Raw genomic sequence first — 20,094 nt, forward strand, 5'->3', positions numbered from 1 at the left:
TGACACCTCCGGCCGCAGCGGCCGCAGCGAGTGCCGGCAGCTGCTCCAGCGCCCGCCCGTTGCGCACGAGCGCGTTGGCCGCACCCGCCGACATCCGGTGGTGCCCGCGCAGCCACGAGGCCATCGAGGCCTTGCCGTCGTGCTCAGCGGAGCCGGCCACCTCGCACTGCCGCACCGTCCGCGCCACCTCGGCGGCCAGCCGGTTGTCCGCCACCAGCAACGGCGCGAGCCGATCAAGCAGCGCAGGCCCGAAGTCACCGTCCAACCGCTGGCCGGCGAGCGTGTCCAACGCGCCAGCGAGGCACTCGAGCGGAGTCGTGCAGACGGTCGAACACATGTACGAATACTACCGCTGGTCAGTGGGAGCTGCACCGGGAATCCCCAGCTCAGCCGCTCGTCCACAGCTCTGGCGGATCGCTTGCATCACGCGTGGCGTCGGGTCGGCTGACCGGGGCGATGAGATCCACCGGCGGCCGCAGTCCACCCGTCGTCGACCACCCAGGAGGATCCGTGACCCAGCTGCTCAGAGTCCAGAACTTCGTCGTGTCCAGTGACGGCTACGGCGCCGGCGAGGGGCAGAGCCTCGAGCGGCCGTTCGGGCATGCCGACCCGGGCCAGCTGATGGCGTGGGCCGGTGCGACGGCGAGCTGGCCGAACCGCACCGACCCCGGCGGCACCCGAGGGCTCGACGACTACTTCACCCGCGACTTCGCCCACGGCATCGGCGCGGAGATCATGGGCGCCCACAAGTTCAGCCCCCACCGCGGTCCGTGGGAGAACCACGACTGGCAGGGCTGGTGGGGCGACGAGCCGCCGTTCCACACGGCGGTGTTCGTCCTCACGCACCACCTGCGGCCCTCGTTCACGCTCTCGGACACCACGTTCCACTTCGTCGCCGGGGAGCCGGCCGAGGTCCTCGAGCAGGCGAGGGAGGTGGCCGACGGCAAGGACGTCCGGCTCGGCGGCGGCGCCACGACGATCCGCGAGTTCCTCGACGCCGACCTCGTCGACACGCTGCACGTGGCGGTGCATCCGGCCGAGCTCGGTCGCGGCGCCCGGCTCTGGATGTCACCCGACGAGCTGCTCGACCGCTACCACTGCGACGTCGTGCCGAGCCCGAGCGGCGTCACCCACCACCTGTTCTGGCGGAGGTGACCGGTCAGCCGACCCGGTAGCCGGCCGCGGTCGCCACGACGTCCACGACCTCGCCGGCGGGCCGGCCGCAGCGCCGCTCGCACCCCACCCAGTGCTGCCGTGCCCCGGCCGCCGGGAGGGCGCCGCCGGTCACGGCCCGCACGACGTCGCCCCGGACGTCTGCCAGCGACTTCGCGCACCCGGGTCGGCCGGCGCACGCCGTCACCCGCAGCCAGGCGCTACCGGGGTCGAGCACGAGCCCGGCCGCGGTCAGCGCACCGACCGCGGAGGCGTCCGCCAGGTCCGGGACGACGACGCTGCGCCACGGGGTCAGCTGCAGCTCGCCGTCCGCGGTGGCGGCGAGCAGCTCGGCCTGCGCGTCGGTCACACGGCCCAGCGGCACGACGGCGACCAGTGCCGTGCGGCCGTCGTCCTGCGCCACCGGACCGGCCGGGCTGCCGGTCGACGCGGCCGGGACGGGCACGGGCCCGGCGACCGGACCGCCGAGCAGGGCGGCGATCCGACGAGGACCGTCCGCCAGCTCCGGGACCCGCCAGGCGGTACCGCCCAGCTCGGCCCGGACGTCGAGGAAGGCGCGGGTGGCCGCCAGCGCGAGCGCGACGGCGGAGCCGGGCTCCGCGCGCAGACCGCTGTCCTCGCCCGCGAGCAGCAGGGCGACGTCGCCGTCGGGCAGCGCCAGGAGCCCGACGTCGGCCCCCAGCCCGGCGACGTCCCCGCGACCGTCGTCGAGGGCGGCGAGGAACCGCCCGGGCAGGCCCGCCAGCCGGGCGTCGGCGCAGAGCCCGGCGTCGAACGCGGCCACCCAGGGGCGCACGTCGAGCCGCCCACCCGCGCGGCCGGTCAGTGCGCTGGCCAGGACGTTGCGGGACGTCTCGTGCGTGGCGCTGGGCAGCAGTCCTGCCGCGGCCAGCCGGTCGCCCAGCTCCGGCTCGGAGCCCGGTCGGAGCCCGCGCAGCTGGAGGTTGCCGCGGCTGGTCAGCTCCAGCGCGCCGTCGCCCAGCTCGCGCGCGGCCGCGCTGAGCACGAGCAGCTGCGTCGAGGTCAGCAGCCCGCCGGGCACCCGTACCCGGGCCAGCGCGCCGTCGGCCGCGGCGTGCGTCTGCAGGGCGCCGGGGCAGGCGTCCGCGCGGTCGCGGGAGGGCGGGGGAGCGGACATGGCGGCTCCGAGGCTACGTCGCCGCTGGTAGGGCCCTTCCGGGCGTGACCCGAGTAAGGATAGCCTCACCAACATGGCGCTGGCTCTGCACGGAGACGACCTGGTCCTCGGCTACTCCGGGACGACGGTCGTGCACGGCGTCTCCGTCCAGCTGCGTCCGGGGGCGGTCACCGCGCTGATCGGCCCGAACGGCAGCGGCAAGTCCACCGTCCTCCGCTCCCTCGCCCGGCTGCAGCCGCTGGACTCGGGCCGGATCAGCGTGGGCACCCACGACCGCCTCGAGGACGCCGCCCCCCTCTCCGCCCGCGAGTTCGCCCGCCGGGTGACGCTGCTGTCCCAGTCCCGCCCGCACCCCTCCGGGCTGGTGGTCCGCGACGTGGTCGCCTTCGGCCGGCACCCGCACCGGCGCCGGTTCGCCGCGCTGGACGCGACCGACCGCGCCGCCATCGACTCGGCCATGGCCCTGACCGGCGTGGTCCCGATGGCTGCCCGCCCGGTCGACCAGCTCTCCGGTGGCGAGCTGCAGCGGGTGTGGCTGGCGACCTGCCTGGCCCAGGACACCGGCGTCCTGCTGCTCGACGAGCCGACCAACCACCTCGACCTGCGCTACCAGGTGGAGATCCTCGACCTGGTGCGCGAGCTCGCCGACGAGCACGGCACGGCGATCGGGATCGTCCTGCACGACCTCGACCACGCCGCCACCGTCGCCGACACCGTCGTGCTGCTGCGCGGCGGGCGCATCGCCGCCAGCGGGGCACCCGACGAGGTGCTCACCGCCGAGCACCTGTCCGCCGTCTACGGGCTCCCCATCGCCGTCCGGCGGGACGACGACACCGGCCTGCTCCGCATCGTCCCGCGCGCCCGGCACCACCAGCGCAGCCGCCGGCCCGTCGCCGCGGCCGGCTGAGCCGCGACACCCGCACCCCGACCCCCACCGCCCGTCCGAACCCAGGAGATCGATCGTCCATGTCGTCCACCACGCTGCCCGCCCGTCGCCGGGGGTCGCTCACCCGCGCGCTCGTCGCCGTCGCGGCCACCTCGCTGGCCGTGACCGCCTGCGGCACCACCGACACCGGCTCCGAGGGTGGCGGGTCCGGTGACTCCGCCGCAGCCGCCGGCACCGGCTCCGGCGCCGAGGGCTGCGACGACGTCGAGGTCTCCGAGGGGCCGGTGAGCGTCACCGACTCCCTGGGCCGAACCGTGGAGCTGGACGCGCCCGCGGAGCGGGTGGCCGTTCTGGAGTGGCAGCAGACCGAGATGGTGCTGTCGCTGTGCCTGACCCCGGTCGCCGTCTCCGACGTCGAGGGCTACGGCACCTGGAACAGCGCCGAGGAGCTGCCCGAGGGCGTGGAGGACGTCGGCACGCGCGGCGAGCCAAACCTCGACGCGCTGTTCGCCGCCGAGCCGGACCTGGTGATCATCGAGGCGACCCCCGACGACCCGGTGGTGGCCCAGCTCGACGAGTACGACGTCCCGGTGCTGGCGACGACCGGCGCCGACGCCGCCGACCCGATCCAGAACATGGTCGACACCTTCACCCTGATCGCCGAGGCGACCGGCCGCGAGGACCGCGCCGAGACCGTGGTCGAGGAGTTCCGGACCACGCTGGCCGACGCCAAGCAGACCGTGGCCGACAGCGACGTCGCCATCACCGATTTCGTGTACTTCGACGGCTACGCGCAGGGCGGCAACGTCACCTTCCGGCCCTTCGGCCAGGGCTCGCTGTTCGGCGAGCTCGGCGAGGAGCTCGGCCTCACCAACGCCTGGACCGGGCCGGTCGACGAGCAGTACGGCCTCGGGTCGACCGACATCGAGGGCATGCGCGCGGTCGGTGACGCGGCGTTCTTCCACACCGGCACCGAGGACCCCGACTACGAGCTCATGCCGCTGCTCGAGGACAACCCCGCCTGGAACTCCATCCCCGCCGTGGCCGACGGCCGGACCTACGCCTTCCCGCCCGCCATCTGGACCTTCGGCGGCCCGCGCTCCGCGGAGCAGGCGGTGCAGGCCTACGTCGACCTGCTGACGAACTGACGTGACCGGTCCGGACCACCTGCCCGCGGCCCCCGAGCGATCCTCGGGGGCCGCGGGTGCGGTCGCGGACGCTCCGCTGCCGGGGGCGGCCGGACCGCTCTCGGCGGCGGAGGCGCCGGCGCCGGCCGGTCCGGCCCGGATCGTCGGCGCCGCCCTCGTCCAGCTGCTCCTCGTCGGCGGGCTCGCGGTGGTGGCCGGCTGGCACCTCACCCAGGGCACGTCCGGTGTGGGCGCCGGCGACCTGCTCGGCCTGCTGACCGGCCAGGGCGGGGTCGACCCGGGCACGCGCGACGTGCTGCTCGGCTCACGCGTCCCGCGGCTGGCCGCCGGGCTGACCGTCGGGTTCGCCCTCGGCGTCGCCGGGACGATCTTCCAGTCGCTGGCCCGCAACGCGCTGGCCTCACCGGACACCCTCGCGGTGACGGCCGGCGCGTTCTTCGCCGTCAGCGCGGTGGCCGCGTTCGGCCTGGCCGTCCCGCTGGCCGCCTCCGGCGCGGTCGCCTTCGCCGGCGGCCTGGTCGCCGCCGGGCTCGTGCTGGGTCTGGCCGGCGGGGGCGGCACCTCCACCACCCGGCTCGTCCTCGCCGGGACGGCGGTGGCGCTGGCGCTGCAGTCGGCCACCGCGGCGCTGCTCGTGCTGTTCGCGCAGGAGACGACCGGCCTGTTCGCCTGGGGCGGCGGTTCGCTCAGCCAGCTGGGCCTCGACGCGTTCCAGCGGGCCGCCCCGGTGGTGCTGCTGGCGACGGGTGGGGCGCTGCTGCTCTCCCGCCGGTTCGACCTGCTCGGCCTCGGCGACGACACCGCCGGCGTCCTCGGCGTCCCGGTCCGCTCCACCCGCATCCTCGGCACGCTGCTCGCCGTGCTGCTCACCGCGGCGTCGGTGACCCTGGCCGGGCCGATCGGGTTCGTCGGCCTGGCCGCGCCGGTGGTGACCCGGCTCATGGCCCGCGTGGTGCCCGCTCTGCAGCGGCACGTCGTCCTCGTGCCCACGGCCGGTCTGGTCGGCGCGCTGGTCGTGGTGCTGGCCGACGCCGTCATCCGGGCCGCGCTCGGCGCCGAGGAGGCGATCCGGATCCCGACCGGGATCACCACCACGTTCCTGGGCGCCCTGCTCCTCGTCCTGCTCGCCCGGCGCGGCCGCGACTCCGGCCCCACCCGCCAGCCACCGGGCTCGGGCGCGCTCGCCCGCACCCGGCGCCGCTTCGTCGTGGTGCTGACGTGCGCGGTCGCCCTCGTGGTCGCCGTCGCCGTCGTCGGGCTGCTGGGCGGCAACACCTGGCTGCGCACCGGCGACCTCGCGCTGTGGCTGCAGGACGCGGGCTCGCCCTTCCTCCGCTTCGCGCTCGACGAGCGCGCACCCCGGGTCGCGGCGGCCCTGCTCGGCGGCGCCGCCCTGGCGCTGTCCGGTTCGCTCATCCAGGCGACGTGCCGCAACCCGCTGGCCGAGCCGGGCCTGCTCGGCATCACCGGCGGCGCAGGGCTGGGCGCGGTGCTGGTGGCCGGCGGGGCCGGCGCCAGCGGGTCGAGCACGCTGCTCGCCGCGGTCGTCGGCGCGCTGGTCGCCTTCGCCCTGGTCTACGGCCTGGCCTGGCGCCGGGGCCTGGACGCCGACCGGCTGGTGCTCATCGGGATCGGGGTCTGGTACGGCTCGGTCGCGGTGACCACCTTCCTGCTGCTGCGGGCCAACCCGTTCGACACCCCGCGGATCTTCACCTTCCTCGCCGGTACGACGTACGGCCGCTCGTGGGGCCAGGTCGTGCCGGTCGCGGTGGTGCTGCTGGTCGCCGTGCCGCTGGCGCTGGTCGTGCGGAGAGAGCTCGACCTGCTGGCCCTCGACGAGGACACCCCCCGCCTGGTCGGGGTGGGGCTGGAGCGGGTGCGGCTGCTCGTGCTGGTGCTGGCGGCCCTGCTCGCGGCCACCGCCGTCGTCGCGGTGGGGGTGGTCGGCTTCGTGGGACTGGTCGCCCCGCACCTGGCGCGGGCGCTGGTGGGGGGCCGGCACGCCCGGTCGGTCCCGGTGTCGCTGCTGGCCGGCGCCGCGCTGCTCGGCATCGCCGACACCGTGGGCCGCACCGTGCTCGCGCCCGCGGAGCTGCCGGCGGGGCTGGCCGTCGCCCTCATCGGTGCGCCGTACTTCGTCTACCTGCTGGCCCGGTCCCGCGCCTGATCCAGGTCCGCGGTCACCCGGTGCGCAGCACGCAGTCGCCGCAGGTGCCGGCCCCGGGCAGCCGGTAGAACAGGCAGCACGAGCGGCGCACGAACGAGCCGTCCTGCCGCAGGTCCCCGAGGCCGGCCAGCGGGCCGGTGCGCAGCAGGTCGTCCAGCGCCGCGGCCGACCGGCCGGCCAGCTCCGGCCGCGCCGCGGCGGCCATCCGCAGCGCCCCGGCGACGGCGGAGAGCACGTTCCCGTCGAGCACCTGCGGCGACACCCCGCTCGCCGCCTGCACCGCGGCGCCCAGCGGTGCGATCGCGGGGGTCAGCCAGTGCCGGGTGAACGCGTCGGCCAGGTCCCCGGGCCGGTCGGCCGCCACGGCTGCCGGTCCACCGAGGGCGAGCGGCAGCGGGTTCGCGCCCGGCAGCCGGAGGTGCACCGATGCCGGCGCGGCCACGGGCAGCGTGCCGCTCGTCAGCGCGGCGCCGAGCACCGGGGCGACCAGCCGCGCCACGAGCCCGAGGTGGGCGGTCGAGGCGCTGACCGGTGCCTCCGGCACCACCCCGCCGCGGGGCGCGGCGAGCGCCCGGCCCACGTCGGTCAGGTGCAGCGCGAGGACGGCCGGCTCGCCGGTCAGCTCGTCCCACGAGGTCCAGCCCGGCCCGGCCGCCGGGGCGGTCGCGAAGAACGCACCGAGCCCGGCTGCGGACGCGAGGGCGTCCGTCGCGCGCTGGTCCCCGGGCACCGGGACAGCATGCCCGGCCCTACCGTGGCCCCGTGCGCGTCGTGTCGCTGCTGCCCTCGGCCACCGAGATCGTCTACGCCCTCGGGCTCGGCGCCCAGCTCGTCGGCGTGACGTTCGAGTGCGACGAGCCGCCCGCGGCCCGCCGGGAGAAGGCGGTCGTCGTCGGCGGGATGGACACCGCGGGCATGACGCCGGCCGCGATCGACGCCGCCGTGCGCGCGCGGCTGGCCGCGGGCGTGGACCTCTACACGCTGCACGCGGACGCCCTCGCCGCGCTCGATCCCGACCTGGTCCTGACCCAGGACCTCTGCCGCGTCTGCGCCGTGCCGTCGGGATCGGTGGACGAGGCGCTGGCCCACCTGGGCTGCCGGGCCGACGTGCTGGCCCTCGACCCGCACACGCTGAACGAGGTCCTGGCGACGATCACCGCGGTCGCGCAGCGCACGGGCGTCCCGGAGAGGGCCGACGCGCTGCTGGCCTCGCTGCGCGCCCGGCTGTCGGCGGTCGCGAGCCGGGTGGCCGGCCGACCGCGGCCGCGGGTCGCCGTGGTCGAGTGGGTCGACCCGCCCTTCCCTGCCGGGCACTGGGTGCCCGACCAGGTCGCCGCCGCCGGCGGGGAGCCGGTGGCCTGCCTGCCCGGTCAGCGCTCGGTACCGGTCGACTGGGACTTCTTCGCCGCCGCCGACCCCGAGGTGGTCGTGGTCGCGCCGTGCGGCTTCGGCCTCGCCGGAGCGGTGGAGCAGGCGGCGGTCGTCGCGCGGGCGTTGCCCGGTCGTGCGGTGTGGGCGCTCGACGGCGACGCGGTGGTCGTCCGGCCCGGCCCGCGGCTGGTCGACGGCGTGGAGACGCTGGCCGCGGTGCTGCACCCGGCCGCGCACGACGAGGTCCCGGGGGCGGCCGTCCGCGTGGCCTGACCGGCGGGCGGGCGGCCGGGGGAGGGGCGCTACCGTGGGCGATCCACGGCAGCCAGCGAGGAAGTCGGTGCAAGTCCGACGCGGTCCCGCCACTGTCAGCCCGGCTCCGCACGCGCGGAGCAGGGCGAGCCAGACACTCCGGCTGCCGTGCCCGACGACCCGGGGCGCGGACCCCGAGTGAGGAACGCGCCGTGAGCGACCCCGCCTTCACCCTGCTCTCCACGAGCGACACCGACCTGCTCTCGGCCCGGGCCTCCGGCGCCGGCTGGCGGCTGGGCAACCCCGCGCGGCTCGACGCCGCCGAGCTGGCCGCCCTGGTCGAGGGCAGCCCGCTGGTCGTCGTCCGCATCCTCGGCGTCCGCCGGCAGTACGAGGAGATGCTCGGCCCCCTGCTGGCCGGAGCCGCGCCGGTCGTCGTCCTCGGTGGTGAGCAGGTGCCCGACGCGGAGCTGATGGAGCTCTCGACCGTGCCGATGGGCGTGGCGACCGAGGCGCACGGCTACCTCGCGCAGGGCGGGCCGGACAACCTGGTCCAGCTGCACCGCTTCCTGTCCGACACCGTGCTGCTCACCGGCGAGGGCTTCGAGCCGCCGTCGGTGGCACCCGACTGGGGCGTGCTCGAGCGCGACAGCCGGGGGACCGGTCCCACGGTCGCCGTCCTCTACTACCGGGCCCACCACCTGTCCGGGAACACCGGCTTCGTCGAGTCGCTGTGCCGCGCCGTCGAGGACGCCGGCGGCCGGGCGCTGCCGGTCTTCACCTCGTCGCTGCGCTCGGTGGACCCGGAACTGCTGGCGACCCTGCGCGGCGCGGACGCCATGGTGGTCACGGTGCTCGCCGCCGGCGGCGCCCGGCCGGCGACCGCGCAGGCCGGTGGGGACGACGGCGCCTGGGACGTGGGCGAGCTCGCGGCGCTGGACGTGCCGGTGATCCAGGGGCTGTGCCTGACCCGCTCGCGCGAGGAGTGGGCCGCCGACGACGACGGGCTGTCCCCCCTCGACGTCGGCAACCAGGTCGCGATCCCCGAGTTCGACGGACGGCTGATCAGCGTCCCGTTCTCCTTCAAGGAGACCGACGACGACGGCCTCACCTCCTACGTCGCCGACCCCGAGCGGGCCGCCCGCGTGGCCGGCACCGCCGTGGCGCACGCGCTCCTGCGGCACACCCCGCCGGCCGAGCGGCGCATCGTCGTGATGCTCTCGGCCTACCCGACCAAGCACGCGCGCATCGGCAACGCCGTCGGCCTGGACACCCCGGCGTCGGTGGTCCGGCTGCTGGCCGCGATGGCCGGTCAGGGCTACGACATCGGCCCGTTCGACGGCCCCGGCGCCCTGCCCGGGGTGGCCGGGCTGGACGGCGACGCGCTGGTGCACGCGCTCATCGCCGCCGGTGGGCAGGACGCCGACTGGCTCACCGAGGAGCAGCTCTCGGGCAACCCGGTGCGCATCCCCGCGGCGCGCTACCGCGAGCACTTCGACACCCTCCCCGCCGACCTGCGCGAGGCGGTGGAGGAGCACTGGGGCCCCGCGCCCGGCTCGCTGTTCGTGGACGGCGACGACATCGTCTTCGCCGCACTGCGGGCGGGCAACGTCGTCGTCATGGTGCAGCCGCCCCGCGGCTTCGGCGAGAACCCGATCGCGATCTACCACGACCCCGACCTGCCGCCCTCGCACCACTACCTGGCCGCCTACTGGTGGCTGCGCGCGGAGTTCGGCGCGCACGCGCTCGTGCACGTGGGCAAGCACGGCAACCTCGAGTGGCTGCCCGGCAAGAACGTGGGCCTGTCCGCGTCCTGCGGCCCGGACGCCGCGCTGGGCGACCTGCCGCTGGTCTACCCGTTCCTGGTCAACGACCCCGGCGAGGGCTCGCAGGCCAAGCGCCGCGCGCACGCCACGCTGGTCGACCACATGGTGCCGCCCATGGCCCGCGCGGACTCCTACGGCGACATCGCCCGCCTGGAGCAGTTGCTGGACGAGCACGCCAACGTCGCGGCCATGGACCCGGCCAAGCTGCCGGCCGTCCGCGCGCAGATCTGGACCCTGCTGCAGGCCGCGAAGCTCGACGCCGACCTCGGCCTGCACGAGCGCCCCGAGGACGACCACTTCGACGAGATGATCCTGCACGTCGACGGGTGGCTCTGCGAGATCAAGGACTCCCAGATCCGGGACGGCCTGCACGTGCTCGGGGCGCCGCCCACCGGGCAGAACCGCGTCGACCTGGTGCTGGCCATGCTGCGGGCCCGCCAGATCTGGGGCGGCTCGGTCGCGCTGCCCGGGCTGCGCGAGGCGCTCGGCCTGGTCGAGGACGGGACGGCCGGGCTCGCGGAGACCGACCGGGTCGAGGCGCTGGCCGAGGCGCTGGTCGAGGGCATGGAGGTGCGCGGCTGGACCAGGGGAGCGGTCGAGGACGTCGTCCGCGAGGTGCTCGGCCGGGACGACGACGGCGTCGCCGCCGTCCTCCGGTTCGCCGTCGACGAGGTCGTGCCCCGCCTGGAGCGGACGACCGACGAGCTCGACGCGACCCTGCACGCGCTCGAGGGCGGCTACGTGCCGGCCGGACCCTCGGGCTCGCCGCTGCGCGGGCTGATCAACGTGCTGCCGACCGGCCGCAACTTCTACTCCGTGGACCCGCGCGCCGTGCCGTCGCGGCTGGCGTGGGAGACCGGCCAGGCGATGGCCGAGTCGCTCGTCGACCGGTACCGCGCCGACACGGGCGAGTACCCGCGCTCGGTCGGGCTGTCGGTGTGGGGGACCTCGGCGATGCGCACCTCGGGCGACGACATCGCCGAGGTGCTCGCGCTGCTGGGCGTCCAGCCGGTCTGGGACGAGGCGTCCCGCCGGATCACCGGCCTGGAGGCCGTCCCGCTCGACGAGCTGGGCCGCCCGCGGATCGACGTCACCGTGCGGATCAGCGGGTTCTTCCGGGACGCCTTCCCGCACGTGGTGACCATGCTCGACGACGCCGTGACCCTGGCCGCGGAGCTGGACGAGCCCGCGGAGCTGAACTTCGTGAAGGCGCACGTCGACGCCGACGTCGCCGGTCACGGCGACCGGCGGCGGGCGACCACCCGGGTGTTCGGCTCCAAGCCCGGTGCCTACGGCGCCGGCCTGCTGTCGCTGATCGACAGCCGGAACTGGCGGGGCGACGCCGACCTGGCCGAGGTGTACGCGGTCTGGGGCGGCTACGCCTACGGCCGCGACCTGGACGGTGTGCAGGCCCGGCCGGACATGGAGGCCGCGTACCGGCGGATCGCGGTCGCGGCGAAGAACGTGGACACCCGCGAGCACGACATCGCCGACTCCGACGACTACTTCCAGTACCACGGCGGCATGGTCGCCACCGTCCGCGCGCTGACCGGCACCGCGCCGGCGGCCTACATCGGCGACTCCACCCGGCCCGAGCAGGTGCGCACCCGCTCGCTGACCGAGGAGACGGCGCGCATCTTCCGCGCCCGGGTCGTCAACCCGAAGTGGCTGGCCGCCATGCGCCGGCACGGCTACAAGGGCGCGTTCGAGCTGGCCGCCACCGTCGACTACCTGTTCGGCTACGACGCCACGACCGGCGTCGTCGCGGACTGGATGTACGAGAAGCTCGCGCAGACCTACGTGCTGGACCCCGAGAACCGCGCGTTCATGGAGACCTCCAACCCGTGGGCGCTGCACGGCATCGCCGAGCGGCTGCTCGAGGCGGTCGACCGGCGGATGTGGGCCGAGCCCGATCCGGCGCTGCTCGCCGAGCTGCAGCAGGCCTACCTGGACACCGAGGGCGACCTCGAGGGTGGCGGGTCACCGGCCCAGGTCGGCCGGTGACCCACCTCCCTCACCGGACGGGGCGGAGCGCGTCCCGGGTGAGCGAGGCGATCGAGGGGTAGCCGTCGACCGCCATCGTCAGGTCGGTCTCGGCCAGCAGGCAGCGGATCACGTGCTCGATCCCCTCCTGCCCGCCCACGGCCAGGCCGTAGGCGTACGGGCGGCCCACCGCCACGGCGCGGGCACCCATGGCGAGGGCCTTCACCACGTCCGGGCCGCCGCGGACGCCGCTGTCGAAGACGACCGGTGCGTCACCGGCGGCGTCCACGACGTCGGCGAGGCAGTCGATCGCGGGGATGCCGCCGTTGGCCTGGCGCCCACCGTGGTTGGAGCAGTAGATGCCGTCCATCCCGGCGTCGACGGCGCGGCGGGCGTCGTCGGGGGAGCAGATGCCCTTGAGCAGGATCGGCAGCGAGGTGAGCGAGCGGAACCAGGCGAGGTCGTCCCAGCTCAGGCTCTGGTTGCCGAAGATCGAGGCCCAGTGCCCGACGGCGCCCTGCGGGTCCTCCTCGGGCGGCGCGGTCAGCCGGGAGCGGAACACCGGGTCGGAGGTGTAGTTGGCCAGGCACAGCCCCGTGAGCTGCGGGAAGCTCGCGATCGTCAGGTCCCGTGGCCGCCAGCCCAGGGTCAGCGTGTCGAGGGTGATGACGATGGCCTCGTACCCGGCGGCCTCGGCCCGCCGGACCAGGCTCTCGGTGAGCTCGCGGTCGTTCGGCGGGTAGAGCTGGAACCAGCCGGGGGTGTCCCCGAGCGCGGCGGCGACGTCCTCCAGCGGGTCCTGCATGAGCGTCGAGGCGATCATGGGGACGCCGGTGGCCGCCGCGGCGCGCGCGGTCGTGAGGTCGCCGTGGCCCTCGGGCTCGCAGATCCCGATGACCCCCACGGGCGCGAGCATGAGCGGGGTCGGCAGCTGCCTGCCGAAGATCTCGATCCCGAGCTCTCGCTGGGCGGCGCCGGCCAGCATCCGCGGCATCAGGCCGTAGCGCTCGAAGGCGGTGGCGTTCACCCGCTGGGTGCGCTCGTTGCCGGCGCCGCCGGCGACGTAGGACCACACCTCCTCGGACATGGCCTGCTCGGCGGCCTGCTCGAGGGCGTCGTAGTGCATGGGCAGCGACGGCTTCTGGCCGACCAGCCCGTTGAAGTAGATCCCGAACTGCCAGTCGCCGTGGTTGGCCACGTGCCCTCCTCGTCTCGTCGGCGCGGGCCGGAGCCCCTTGACGCGGTGAACTGAATCACAGTTCGATTGCACGGTTCGGCCCACCCCGCGTCCGCACCGCGGTCCGCTGGAGAGAAGGAGCGACGATGACCGTCGACGACCGGTTCACCGAGGACTTCCACCGGCGGCAGGCCGAGGAGGAGCTGCTCGGGACCTGGAGCGAGATCGACACGAGCCCGGTCGAGGACTGGGCCACCGACTTCTCGCACATGGACGAGCGCTACAACGAGAAGGCCCATCAGATCTGGGACGACCTCCGGGTCCGCTGCCCGATCGCGCACACGAACCGCTTCGGCGGCGCCTGGCTGCCCACGCGGTACGAGGACGTCGCGGCGATCGCCTACGACACCGACCACTTCAGCTCCCGCGCGATCATCGCGGGCAACTACCGGCCCCCCCTGGACATCGCGCCGGTCGGCGGCGAGCCCCCGATCTCCTCGGACCCGCCGTTCCACCACGACGCCCGCAAGCTGCTGCTGCCGGCGTTCACCAAGACCAACGTCGCCAAGCAGGCGGTGACCACCGAGGCGTTCTGCCACTCGCTGATCGACGGCCTCGCCGGCCGGGACGTCGTCGACGCGGCGACCGAGTACGGCGCGCACATCCCGATCCGGGTGATCGCCGACATGCTCGGCTTCCCCGCCGAGGACGGCGAGCAATTCAAGGTCTTCGTGGAGGACGCGCTCGAAGGCATCAACATCCCGCTGGAGGAGCGCGAGGAGCGCGGCGACCAGCTCTTCGACTACCTGCTGGCGCAGATCCGCGACCACGTCGAGAACCCGCGGGACGACCTCACCACCTACCTGATCAACGCGGAGCTGTACGGGCAGAAGCTCGAGCCGCAGCACGTCGCGGGCACGATGGCGCTGCTGCTGATCGCCGGCATCGACACCACCTGGAGCGCCATCGGCTCCTCGCTGTGGCACCTGGCCACGCACCCCGAGGACCGCGCAGCGCTGGTGCGGGACCGCGCGCTCCGGACCACGGCGGTCGAGGAGTTTCTCCGCGCCTACGCGCCGGTCACCATGGCGCGCCTGGTGAAGGAGGACATCGACTTCGGCGGCGTCCACATGAAGGCCGAGGACTGGGTGCTGCTGCCCTTCCCGGCGGCCAACCGCGACCCGGAGCGCTTCGAGCGGGCCGACGAGGTCGTCATCGACCGCGAGGTCAACCGGCACGCCGCCTTCGGGCTGGGCATCCACCGCTGCGTCGGGTCGCACCTGGCGCGCATGGAGCTGCGGGTGGCGCTCGACGTCTGGTTGGACCGCGTCCCGGAGTTCACGCTGGCCGACCCGGCGGGCGTGCGGTGGTCGACCGGGCAGATCCGCGGCCCGCGGGCACTGCCGCTCCGGATCGGCTGACGCCGCCGGGGGAGGGATCCGGAGCAGATCGGATGCGCGCCCCCCTCGACAAAGTGAACTGAATCACATTTCATTTGCCCATGGGACGCACGGTCGGGGCCAACGCGGAGGAGACGCGGCGCCGGCTGCTGCGGTCGGCCGCCGACGTCTTCGCCGCGCGTGGCTACGACGGCACCCGCGTGGCCGACATCGCGGCAGCGGCCGGGCTCAGCAACAGCGCCCTGTACTGCTACTTCACCTCGCGGGCGGACCTGCTGATCGGCGCGCTGCGCGAGCACGGGCGCCGGCCGCTGGCCGAGCTGGTCGCCCGGTTCCCCAGCCGCTCGGTGGCCGACCTGCTCCTGCAGACCGGCGCGGCGCTGCGCCGTCGGCAGGACCCGGACTCCTACCTGGCGGTGGAGGCGCTCATCGCGGCCCGGCACCACGGCGAGGTGACGACGGCGCTGCACGAGTACACCGAGGAGCGGGCCGGCTGGCTCGCCGCCCTCGTCCGGGACGGCCAGGCCCGGGGGGAGCTCGACGCCGGGCTCTCCCCCCGCGCGGTCGCCCACTTCTGCCTGGCCCTCGCGGCCGGCACGACCCTGCTGGGTCCTGACCTGCACGACGTCGACGACGACGAGTGGACCGAGCTGCTCGTCCGCGTCGTCACCTGCCTCGAACCCGTCCACACCGGAGAACAGATCGGAAGCCGCACATGAGAGTGAGCATCGATTCCGCGAGGTGCCAGGGCCACGGCCGCTGCTACGACCTCGCCCCAGACCTGTTCGGCGAGGACGAGGAGGGCTACGCGGTCCTGACCGCCCTCACCGCCGACCGGGACGTGCCCGCCGACCGGGAGGGCGACGTCCGCCTGGCCGCGGCCAACTGCCCCGAGTCCGCCGTCCTGGTCCACGAGGAGGCCCGGGTATGACCGTCGACGACAGGTTCACCGAGGAGGCCCGCCAGCAGCGCATCGCGCAGGCCCAGCTCGGCACGGTCAACGAGATCGTGGCCGGGCCGGTGACCGACTGGACCACCGACTTCTCGCACATGGAACCCGAGTACGCCGAGAACGCGATCGAGGTCTGGGACGACCTCCGGGCCCGCTGCCCGATCGCGCACACGGACCGCTTCGGCGGGGCGTGGCTGCCCACACGGTACGAGGACGTCGCGGCGATCGCCTACGACACCGAGCACTTCACGTCCCGGGCGATCATCGCGAGCAACGTCCGGCCCCCGCTGGACATCGCGCCGGTGGGATTCGCCCCCCCGATCTCCTCGGACCCGCCGTTCCACCACGACGCACGGAAGCTGCTGCTGCCGGCGTTCACCAAGTCCAACGTGGCCAAGCAGGCGGTGACCACCGAGGCGTTCTGCCACTCGCTGATCGACGCCTTCGCCGGCCGGGACGTCGTGGACGCCGCGACCGAGTACGGCATGTACATCCCCATGCGGGTCATCGCCGACATGCTGGGCTTCCCCCAGGAGGACAGCGAGAAGTTCGCGCATTTCGTCGAGAACGCTCTCGAGGGGGTCAACGGGCCGATCGAGGAGCGTCAGGCGAGGGGGATGCAGCTCTCGGACTACCTGTTCGAGCAGGTCCGCGACCACCTGGACAACCCCCGGGACGACCTGACGACCTACCTCATCAACGCCGAGCTCTACGGGCAGAAGCTGAGCCCGCAGCACGTCGTGGGCACCATGACGCTGCTGCTCATCGCCGGCATCGACACCACGTGGAGCGCGATCGGCGCCTCGCTGTGGCACCTGGCGAAGAACCCCGAGGACCGGAAGCGGCTGGTCGCGGACCGCTCCCTGCGGCCGAGGGCGGTGGAGGAGTTCCTGCGCGCCTACGCCCCGGTCACCATGGCCCGCCTGGTCAAGGAGGACGTGGAGCTCGGCGGCGTGCACATGAAGAAGGAGGACTGGGTCCTGCTGCCGTTCCCGGCGGCCAACCGCGACCCGGAGCGCTTCGAGCGGGCCGACGAGGTCGTCATCGACCGGGAGGTCAACCGGCACGCCGCCTTCGGGCTGGGCATCCACCGCTGCGTGGGTTCCCACCTGGCGCGGATGGAGCTGACCGTGGCGCTGGACGTCTGGCTGGACCGCATCCCGGAGTTCTCCCTGGCCGACCCGGACGCGGTGCGGTGGTCGGCGGGGCAGATCCGGGGCCCGCGGGCGCTCCCGGTGCGCATCGGCTGAGGCCGTCCCCGCCGGCGGGCACGGGCCCGCCGGCGGGGGAGCGGGCAGACTGCGGCCGTGACCGACGCGACGATCGAGTGGTTCGGCTGCGCGACGTTCCGCGTGCGGATCGGGACGACGACGCTCTTCTTCGACACCTACCTCGACAAGGCGCCCGGGGTCCCGAGCCCGGGGCTGGGCTCCGCGGAGATCGACGAGGCCGACCTGGTCTTCATCTCGCACGCGCACTTCGACCACGTGCTCGGTGCCGACGTGATCGCGCGGGCGACCGGCGCCCTCGTCGTCGGCAACCACGAGGTCGCGCACCTGATGGCCGCCAACGGCGTGCCCGACGAGCAGGTGCTGGCGGTGTCCGGCGGCGAGACGGTCGACTGCGGCGACGACATCCGGGTCCGGGTGCTGCCCGCCCTGCACTCCTGCCTCTTCGCGGCCGGCGGCGGGGACAGCGGTGCGGCGTGCCTCGGCGACCTCGGGGTGAGCGCCCAGGACCGGGCGCGAGCCGCCGGCGCGCTGTTCGACCTCCTGCCCACGCTCTCCGCGGAGACGCGGGAGTACTTCGAGGCGGCCTCCGGACGGGCGTCGCACCGGGACGGCGGCCAGCTGGCCTACCTGCTCGAGACACCGGAGGGGTCGCTGCTGGTCAGCGCCAGCCCGGGCTACTGGCGGGGGATCCTCGACGGCCTGCGGCCCGACGTCGCCGTCCTCGCTGCCGCCGGGCGCCCGAACCTCGACGGCGAGCCGTACCAGGGCTCGATGACGCAGTTCCTCGTCGAGCAGGCGGAGCTGCTCGGTCGTCCCGCCGTGGCCCTGTGCCACCACGACCCGCTGCTGCCCCCGGTGGCCCCGGCGTACGACGTCGCCGAGGCGGAGGCGGCGCTGCGCGACCTCCTCGGCGCCGACCGCTACCGGACCTTCCGCTACGGCGAGCCGCAGCCGCTCTTCCCGGAGGGGGCGTCGGGCTCGCCGTGACGTCGGTCAGTCGCCGTGGGCGTGGTCGCAGAGGACCTCTTCGCCGTCGGGGATGCGGCCGCCGGCGATGCCCTCCAGCGCCGCGAACGGCCCGCACGGGTGCGGCTCCAGCCAGACGTGGATCATCGGCGTCTCGACCGGCTTGACCAGGCCGGCCGGGCAGGCGCCGCTCGCGTCCGTGATGCCCCGCACCTTGCCCTCGGCGTTGTAGCAGAGGTTGTCGTGGGTGTGCCACTGCATGAGGTTGCCGCCGAGGTCCGGCGCCTGGTCGAGGGGCGTGCCGCGCTTGAGCATGTACATGGCCGCCACCAGGCGGCGGTCGCCCCCGCTCGTGTCGTACACGAGGGATTCCGGGACGTCCGGGTCGAGGATGACGTCGTCGTCCATGTTGGCCTCGTTGACGAGGTGCTCGATGCCGGTGAAGCCGTCGCCGATGGAGCGGAACCCGTGGGCCTCGGCGTACGCCGGGTCGGCCCACTGCGGGAGGCCGTGGAGGGTCACGGCGATGAGGTTCTCGGCCGCGGCCTGCTGCTCGGGGGTGACGCCCTCGACGCCGCTGAGATCGATCGGCCTGGTGGGGTCGTAGGGCACGGTGGCCGCCGAGGCGTCCTCGACGTGGTCCCCGGCCCCGTCGGCGTGGTCGTGGCCGGCGGCGAGCGTCCCGCCCGAGCCGTGGTGGTCCCCGGCGGCGTGGGCGTGCGAGCCCGCCGTCACCATGCCGAAGACGGTGAGGGCGGCGACCCCCACGGCCAGGAGCGGCAACGGCGCCCGCACCACGGGGCGGGCGTCGTGCTCCGGCCACAGGGCGACGCCGAGGGCGGACACCGACGCCAGGCCGAGCCCGGCGGCGAGGGCGTCCGCCGTCTGGACCGGCTCGGCGACGTCGAGCCCTGCGACGAAGGGGATGCCGCTCACCTTGGCGAGGGCCCAGCCGCCGAGGGCGCCCGCTCCGACCAGCAGGCCGAGGACGGCGATGAGGCGGGTGCCGCGGACCAGCGCCAGGACGCCCCACGCCAGCTGGGCGGCGGCGACCGCGGTGAACGCGAGGACGGCCGGCCGGTGCTCGCTGTGGACCCCGATGGCGGCGGCGTGGATCGCCCCGGCGCCGAGCGACGTGAGCCCGCCGAGCGCCACGAGGCCGGCGGACGTCGACGTCGCGGCGCTGGCGCCGGGATGGTCCATGGCGACGGTCAGGGGGTGCTCCAGGGGGCGGGAGGACGGCGGGGCGACGCGTCGGCCGCGCACAGCCGCCCGACGAGCCGACCCGCACCCTCCTGCGCGGTCGGCCCCCGGTCAATGGGTTCCGGCCCGGCTCCGCGCGGACTCCGGGAAAGGCGGAGGCCCTGGCCGGCGTACCGACCAGGGCCTCTCGCGTGGGGTGAGTGACGGGGCTCGAACCCGCGACACCCAGGATCACAACCTGGTGCTCTACCAGCTGAGCTACACCCACCACGTCCGTCCGCCCGCGCAGGCGCGGGAGGGGAACCGGCGCAACGATACCGGAGCGCCTCCGCGCGCCGACGAGGCCGGGGGAGCGGCGTTCCTCACGCGACGGTGGAGGACTCCCCGCCCTCGCCGCCGAGCAGCGCGGCGAACCCGCCGACGACGTCCTGCGCGGCCTTCTTCGCGTCCGAGCTGCTGGGTCCGGGCGCGGGGACGAAGACGGTGCGCTGGTAGTAGGCCAGCTCGCGCACCGACTCGATGATGTCGGCCAGTGCCCGGTGTGCCAGGCCCTTCGCCGGCTGGGCGAAGTAGACCCGCGGGAACCAGCGGCGGGCGAGCTCCTTGACCGAGGAGACGTCGATCATCCGGTAGTGCAGGTGGTCGTCGAGCTCGGGCATGTCGCGGGCGAGGAAGCCGCGGTCGGTCCCGATCGAGTTGCCGCACAGCGGAGCCGTCCGGCGCTCGGGGACGAAGCGCTTCACGTAGGCGAGGACCTGCTGCTCGGCCTCGGCGACGGTCAGCGCGGAGGCGCGCACCTCCTCGGTGAGCCCCGACTTGGCGTGCATCTCCCGGACGACCTCGTTCATGCCGTCGAGGTCGGCGTCCTCCGCCCCGATGATGAGGTCCAGGCCCGGGTCCAGGACGTTCAGCTCGGAGTCGGTGATGAGCACCGCGACCTCGATGAGCTTGTCCTTCTCGAGGTCCAGCCCGGTCATCTCGCAGTCGATCCAGACCAGGTGCCCTGCGCTGTCAGCCACGGCGACCGAGGGTACGCACCCCCTCCGACAGGTGCGCCGCTCCCGCCGGGCGCGCCGCGCCGGCGTGCTCGTGTGATCCGTGCGGGATCCGGCGCGGTCCTCGATGCGTCAGCACGACGTGACGTAGCGTCGGGAGCGACCACGGGGACGACCACCGCCGGCCCGCCCGGCACCGCGAGACCGCCCACGCCACCGCCCGGA

16 protein-coding genes, 1 tRNA gene, 1 pseudogene and 1 riboswitch are annotated in these 20,094 nt (G+C 74.8%); of the genes and pseudogenes, 11 read left to right on the plus strand and 7 right to left on the minus strand.

The annotated features are described in order from the left end of the window. Nucleotides 1-337, minus strand: a pseudogene (locus tag ACI79H_RS04145) (endonuclease); the annotation flags it as partial. 173 nt (nt 338-510) lie between these two features. On the opposite strand from ACI79H_RS04145, the gene ACI79H_RS04150 reads away from it, so the two are divergent. Next, nucleotides 511-1,155, plus strand: a complete 645-nt coding sequence (locus ACI79H_RS04150) for a dihydrofolate reductase family protein (protein WP_456553113.1) — start codon at nt 511-513, stop codon at nt 1,153-1,155. A gap of 4 nt (nt 1,156-1,159) precedes the next feature. On the opposite strand, the gene cobG is transcribed toward ACI79H_RS04150, so the two are convergent. After that, nucleotides 1,160-2,311 (minus strand): precorrin-3B synthase, encoded by a 1,152-nt coding sequence (gene cobG, locus ACI79H_RS04155; RefSeq protein WP_456553114.1) that lies wholly within the window; start codon nt 2,309-2,311, stop codon nt 1,160-1,162. A 73-nt stretch (nt 2,312-2,384) separates the two neighbouring features. On the opposite strand from cobG, the gene ACI79H_RS04160 reads away from it, so the two are divergent. The 3 genes from ACI79H_RS04160 to ACI79H_RS04170 are packed head-to-tail and all read left to right on the plus strand — an operon-like array spanning nt 2,385 to nt 6,512. After that, nucleotides 2,385-3,218, plus strand: a complete 834-nt coding sequence (locus ACI79H_RS04160; RefSeq protein ID WP_456553115.1) for an ABC transporter ATP-binding protein — start codon at nt 2,385-2,387, stop codon at nt 3,216-3,218. Nucleotides 3,219-3,277: 59 nt separating this feature from the next. Further along, nucleotides 3,278-4,345 carry an iron-siderophore ABC transporter substrate-binding protein gene (locus ACI79H_RS04165; protein WP_456553116.1) on the plus strand — a complete coding sequence of 356 codons (1,068 nt, stop codon included), beginning with the start codon at nt 3,278-3,280 and terminating at the stop codon, nt 4,343-4,345. A 1-nt stretch (nt 4,346) separates the two neighbouring features. Next, entirely contained in the window at nt 4,347-6,512 is a 2,166-nt protein-coding gene (locus ACI79H_RS04170) for an iron ABC transporter permease (RefSeq protein ID WP_456553117.1), read from the plus strand. A gap of 13 nt (nt 6,513-6,525) precedes the next feature. Here ACI79H_RS04170 and ACI79H_RS04175 read toward each other — a convergent pair whose 3' ends face one another. Further along, nucleotides 6,526-7,242: a (2Fe-2S)-binding protein gene (locus ACI79H_RS04175; protein ID WP_456553118.1), complete on the minus strand. Its 717-nt coding sequence runs from the start codon at nt 7,240-7,242 to the stop codon at nt 6,526-6,528. A 32-nt stretch (nt 7,243-7,274) separates the two neighbouring features. On the opposite strand from ACI79H_RS04175, the gene ACI79H_RS04180 reads away from it, so the two are divergent. Both ACI79H_RS04180 and cobN read left to right on the plus strand, forming a co-directional pair. Next, nucleotides 7,275-8,156 carry an ABC transporter substrate-binding protein gene (locus ACI79H_RS04180; RefSeq protein WP_456553119.1) on the plus strand — a complete coding sequence of 294 codons (882 nt, stop codon included), beginning with the start codon at nt 7,275-7,277 and terminating at the stop codon, nt 8,154-8,156. Nucleotides 8,157-8,213: 57 nt separating this feature from the next. Beyond that, a riboswitch (cobalamin riboswitch) is annotated at nt 8,214-8,295 on the plus strand. 52 nt (nt 8,296-8,347) lie between these two features. Then, nucleotides 8,348-11,965, plus strand: a complete 3,618-nt coding sequence (gene cobN / locus ACI79H_RS04185; protein ID WP_456553120.1) for a cobaltochelatase subunit CobN — start codon at nt 8,348-8,350, stop codon at nt 11,963-11,965. 10 nt (nt 11,966-11,975) lie between these two features. Here cobN and ACI79H_RS04190 read toward each other — a convergent pair whose 3' ends face one another. Next, nucleotides 11,976-13,142, minus strand: coding sequence for an alpha-hydroxy-acid oxidizing protein (locus ACI79H_RS04190; RefSeq protein WP_456553121.1), 1,167 nt, complete (start codon nt 13,140-13,142; stop codon nt 11,976-11,978). A gap of 125 nt (nt 13,143-13,267) precedes the next feature. Here ACI79H_RS04190 and ACI79H_RS04195 point away from each other — a divergent pair, with 125 nt between their 5' ends. The 5 genes from ACI79H_RS04195 to ACI79H_RS04215 all read left to right on the plus strand — a co-directional run bounded on the left by ACI79H_RS04195 (nt 13,268) and on the right by ACI79H_RS04215 (nt 17,692). Beyond that, nucleotides 13,268-14,542, plus strand: coding sequence for a cytochrome P450 (locus ACI79H_RS04195; RefSeq protein WP_456553122.1), 1,275 nt, complete (start codon nt 13,268-13,270; stop codon nt 14,540-14,542). An 80-nt stretch (nt 14,543-14,622) separates the two neighbouring features. Beyond that, a complete protein-coding gene (locus ACI79H_RS04200) occupies nt 14,623-15,240 on the plus strand; it encodes a TetR/AcrR family transcriptional regulator (protein ID WP_456553123.1) in 618 nt (205 codons plus the stop codon). Then, nucleotides 15,237-15,452, plus strand: a complete 216-nt coding sequence (locus ACI79H_RS04205; protein WP_456553124.1) for a ferredoxin — start codon at nt 15,237-15,239, stop codon at nt 15,450-15,452. The genes ACI79H_RS04200 and ACI79H_RS04205 overlap by 4 nt, the downstream gene beginning before the upstream one ends. After that, on the plus strand, nt 15,449-16,723 hold the full coding sequence (locus ACI79H_RS04210) for a cytochrome P450 (RefSeq protein WP_456553125.1): 1,275 nt from the start codon (nt 15,449-15,451) through the stop codon (nt 16,721-16,723). Before ACI79H_RS04205 ends, ACI79H_RS04210 begins: the two co-directional genes overlap by 4 nt. Nucleotides 16,724-16,780: 57 nt before the next feature. Then, nucleotides 16,781-17,692 carry an MBL fold metallo-hydrolase gene (locus ACI79H_RS04215; RefSeq protein WP_456553126.1) on the plus strand — a complete coding sequence of 304 codons (912 nt, stop codon included), beginning with the start codon at nt 16,781-16,783 and terminating at the stop codon, nt 17,690-17,692. Nucleotides 17,693-17,698: 6 nt separating this feature from the next. On the opposite strand, the gene ACI79H_RS04220 is transcribed toward ACI79H_RS04215, so the two are convergent. The 3 genes from ACI79H_RS04220 to orn all read right to left on the minus strand — a co-directional run bounded on the left by ACI79H_RS04220 (nt 17,699) and on the right by orn (nt 19,893). Then, entirely contained in the window at nt 17,699-18,874 is a 1,176-nt protein-coding gene (locus ACI79H_RS04220) for a hypothetical protein (protein WP_456553127.1), read from the minus strand. Nucleotides 18,875-19,066: 192 nt separating this feature from the next. Beyond that, nucleotides 19,067-19,142, minus strand: a tRNA-His gene (locus tag ACI79H_RS04225). Between the two features lie 94 nt (nt 19,143-19,236). Further along, nucleotides 19,237-19,893, minus strand: coding sequence for an oligoribonuclease (orn, locus tag ACI79H_RS04230; RefSeq protein WP_456553128.1), 657 nt, complete (start codon nt 19,891-19,893; stop codon nt 19,237-19,239). Between the last annotated feature and the right edge of the window lie 201 nt (nt 19,894-20,094).

The organism is Blastococcus sp. SYSU D01042, assembly GCF_054050515.1.

Coding starts and splice junctions, on each gene's coding strand:
- ACI79H_RS04220 (WP_456553127.1), bottom strand. CDS start 18,874: ATGGACCATCCCGGCGCCAGCGCCGCGACGTCGACGTCCGCCGGCCTC.
- ACI79H_RS04205 (WP_456553124.1), top strand. CDS start 15,237: ATGAGAGTGAGCATCGATTCCGCGAGGTGCCAGGGCCACGGCCGCTGC.
- cobG (WP_456553114.1), bottom strand. CDS start 2,311: ATGTCCGCTCCCCCGCCCTCCCGCGACCGCGCGGACGCCTGCCCCGGC.
- ACI79H_RS04200 (WP_456553123.1), top strand. CDS start 14,623: ATGGGACGCACGGTCGGGGCCAACGCGGAGGAGACGCGGCGCCGGCTG.
- ACI79H_RS04210 (WP_456553125.1), top strand. CDS start 15,449: ATGACCGTCGACGACAGGTTCACCGAGGAGGCCCGCCAGCAGCGCATC.
- ACI79H_RS04195 (WP_456553122.1), top strand. CDS start 13,268: ATGACCGTCGACGACCGGTTCACCGAGGACTTCCACCGGCGGCAGGCC.
- ACI79H_RS04165 (WP_456553116.1), top strand. CDS start 3,278: ATGTCGTCCACCACGCTGCCCGCCCGTCGCCGGGGGTCGCTCACCCGC.
- ACI79H_RS04160 (WP_456553115.1), top strand. CDS start 2,385: ATGGCGCTGGCTCTGCACGGAGACGACCTGGTCCTCGGCTACTCCGGG.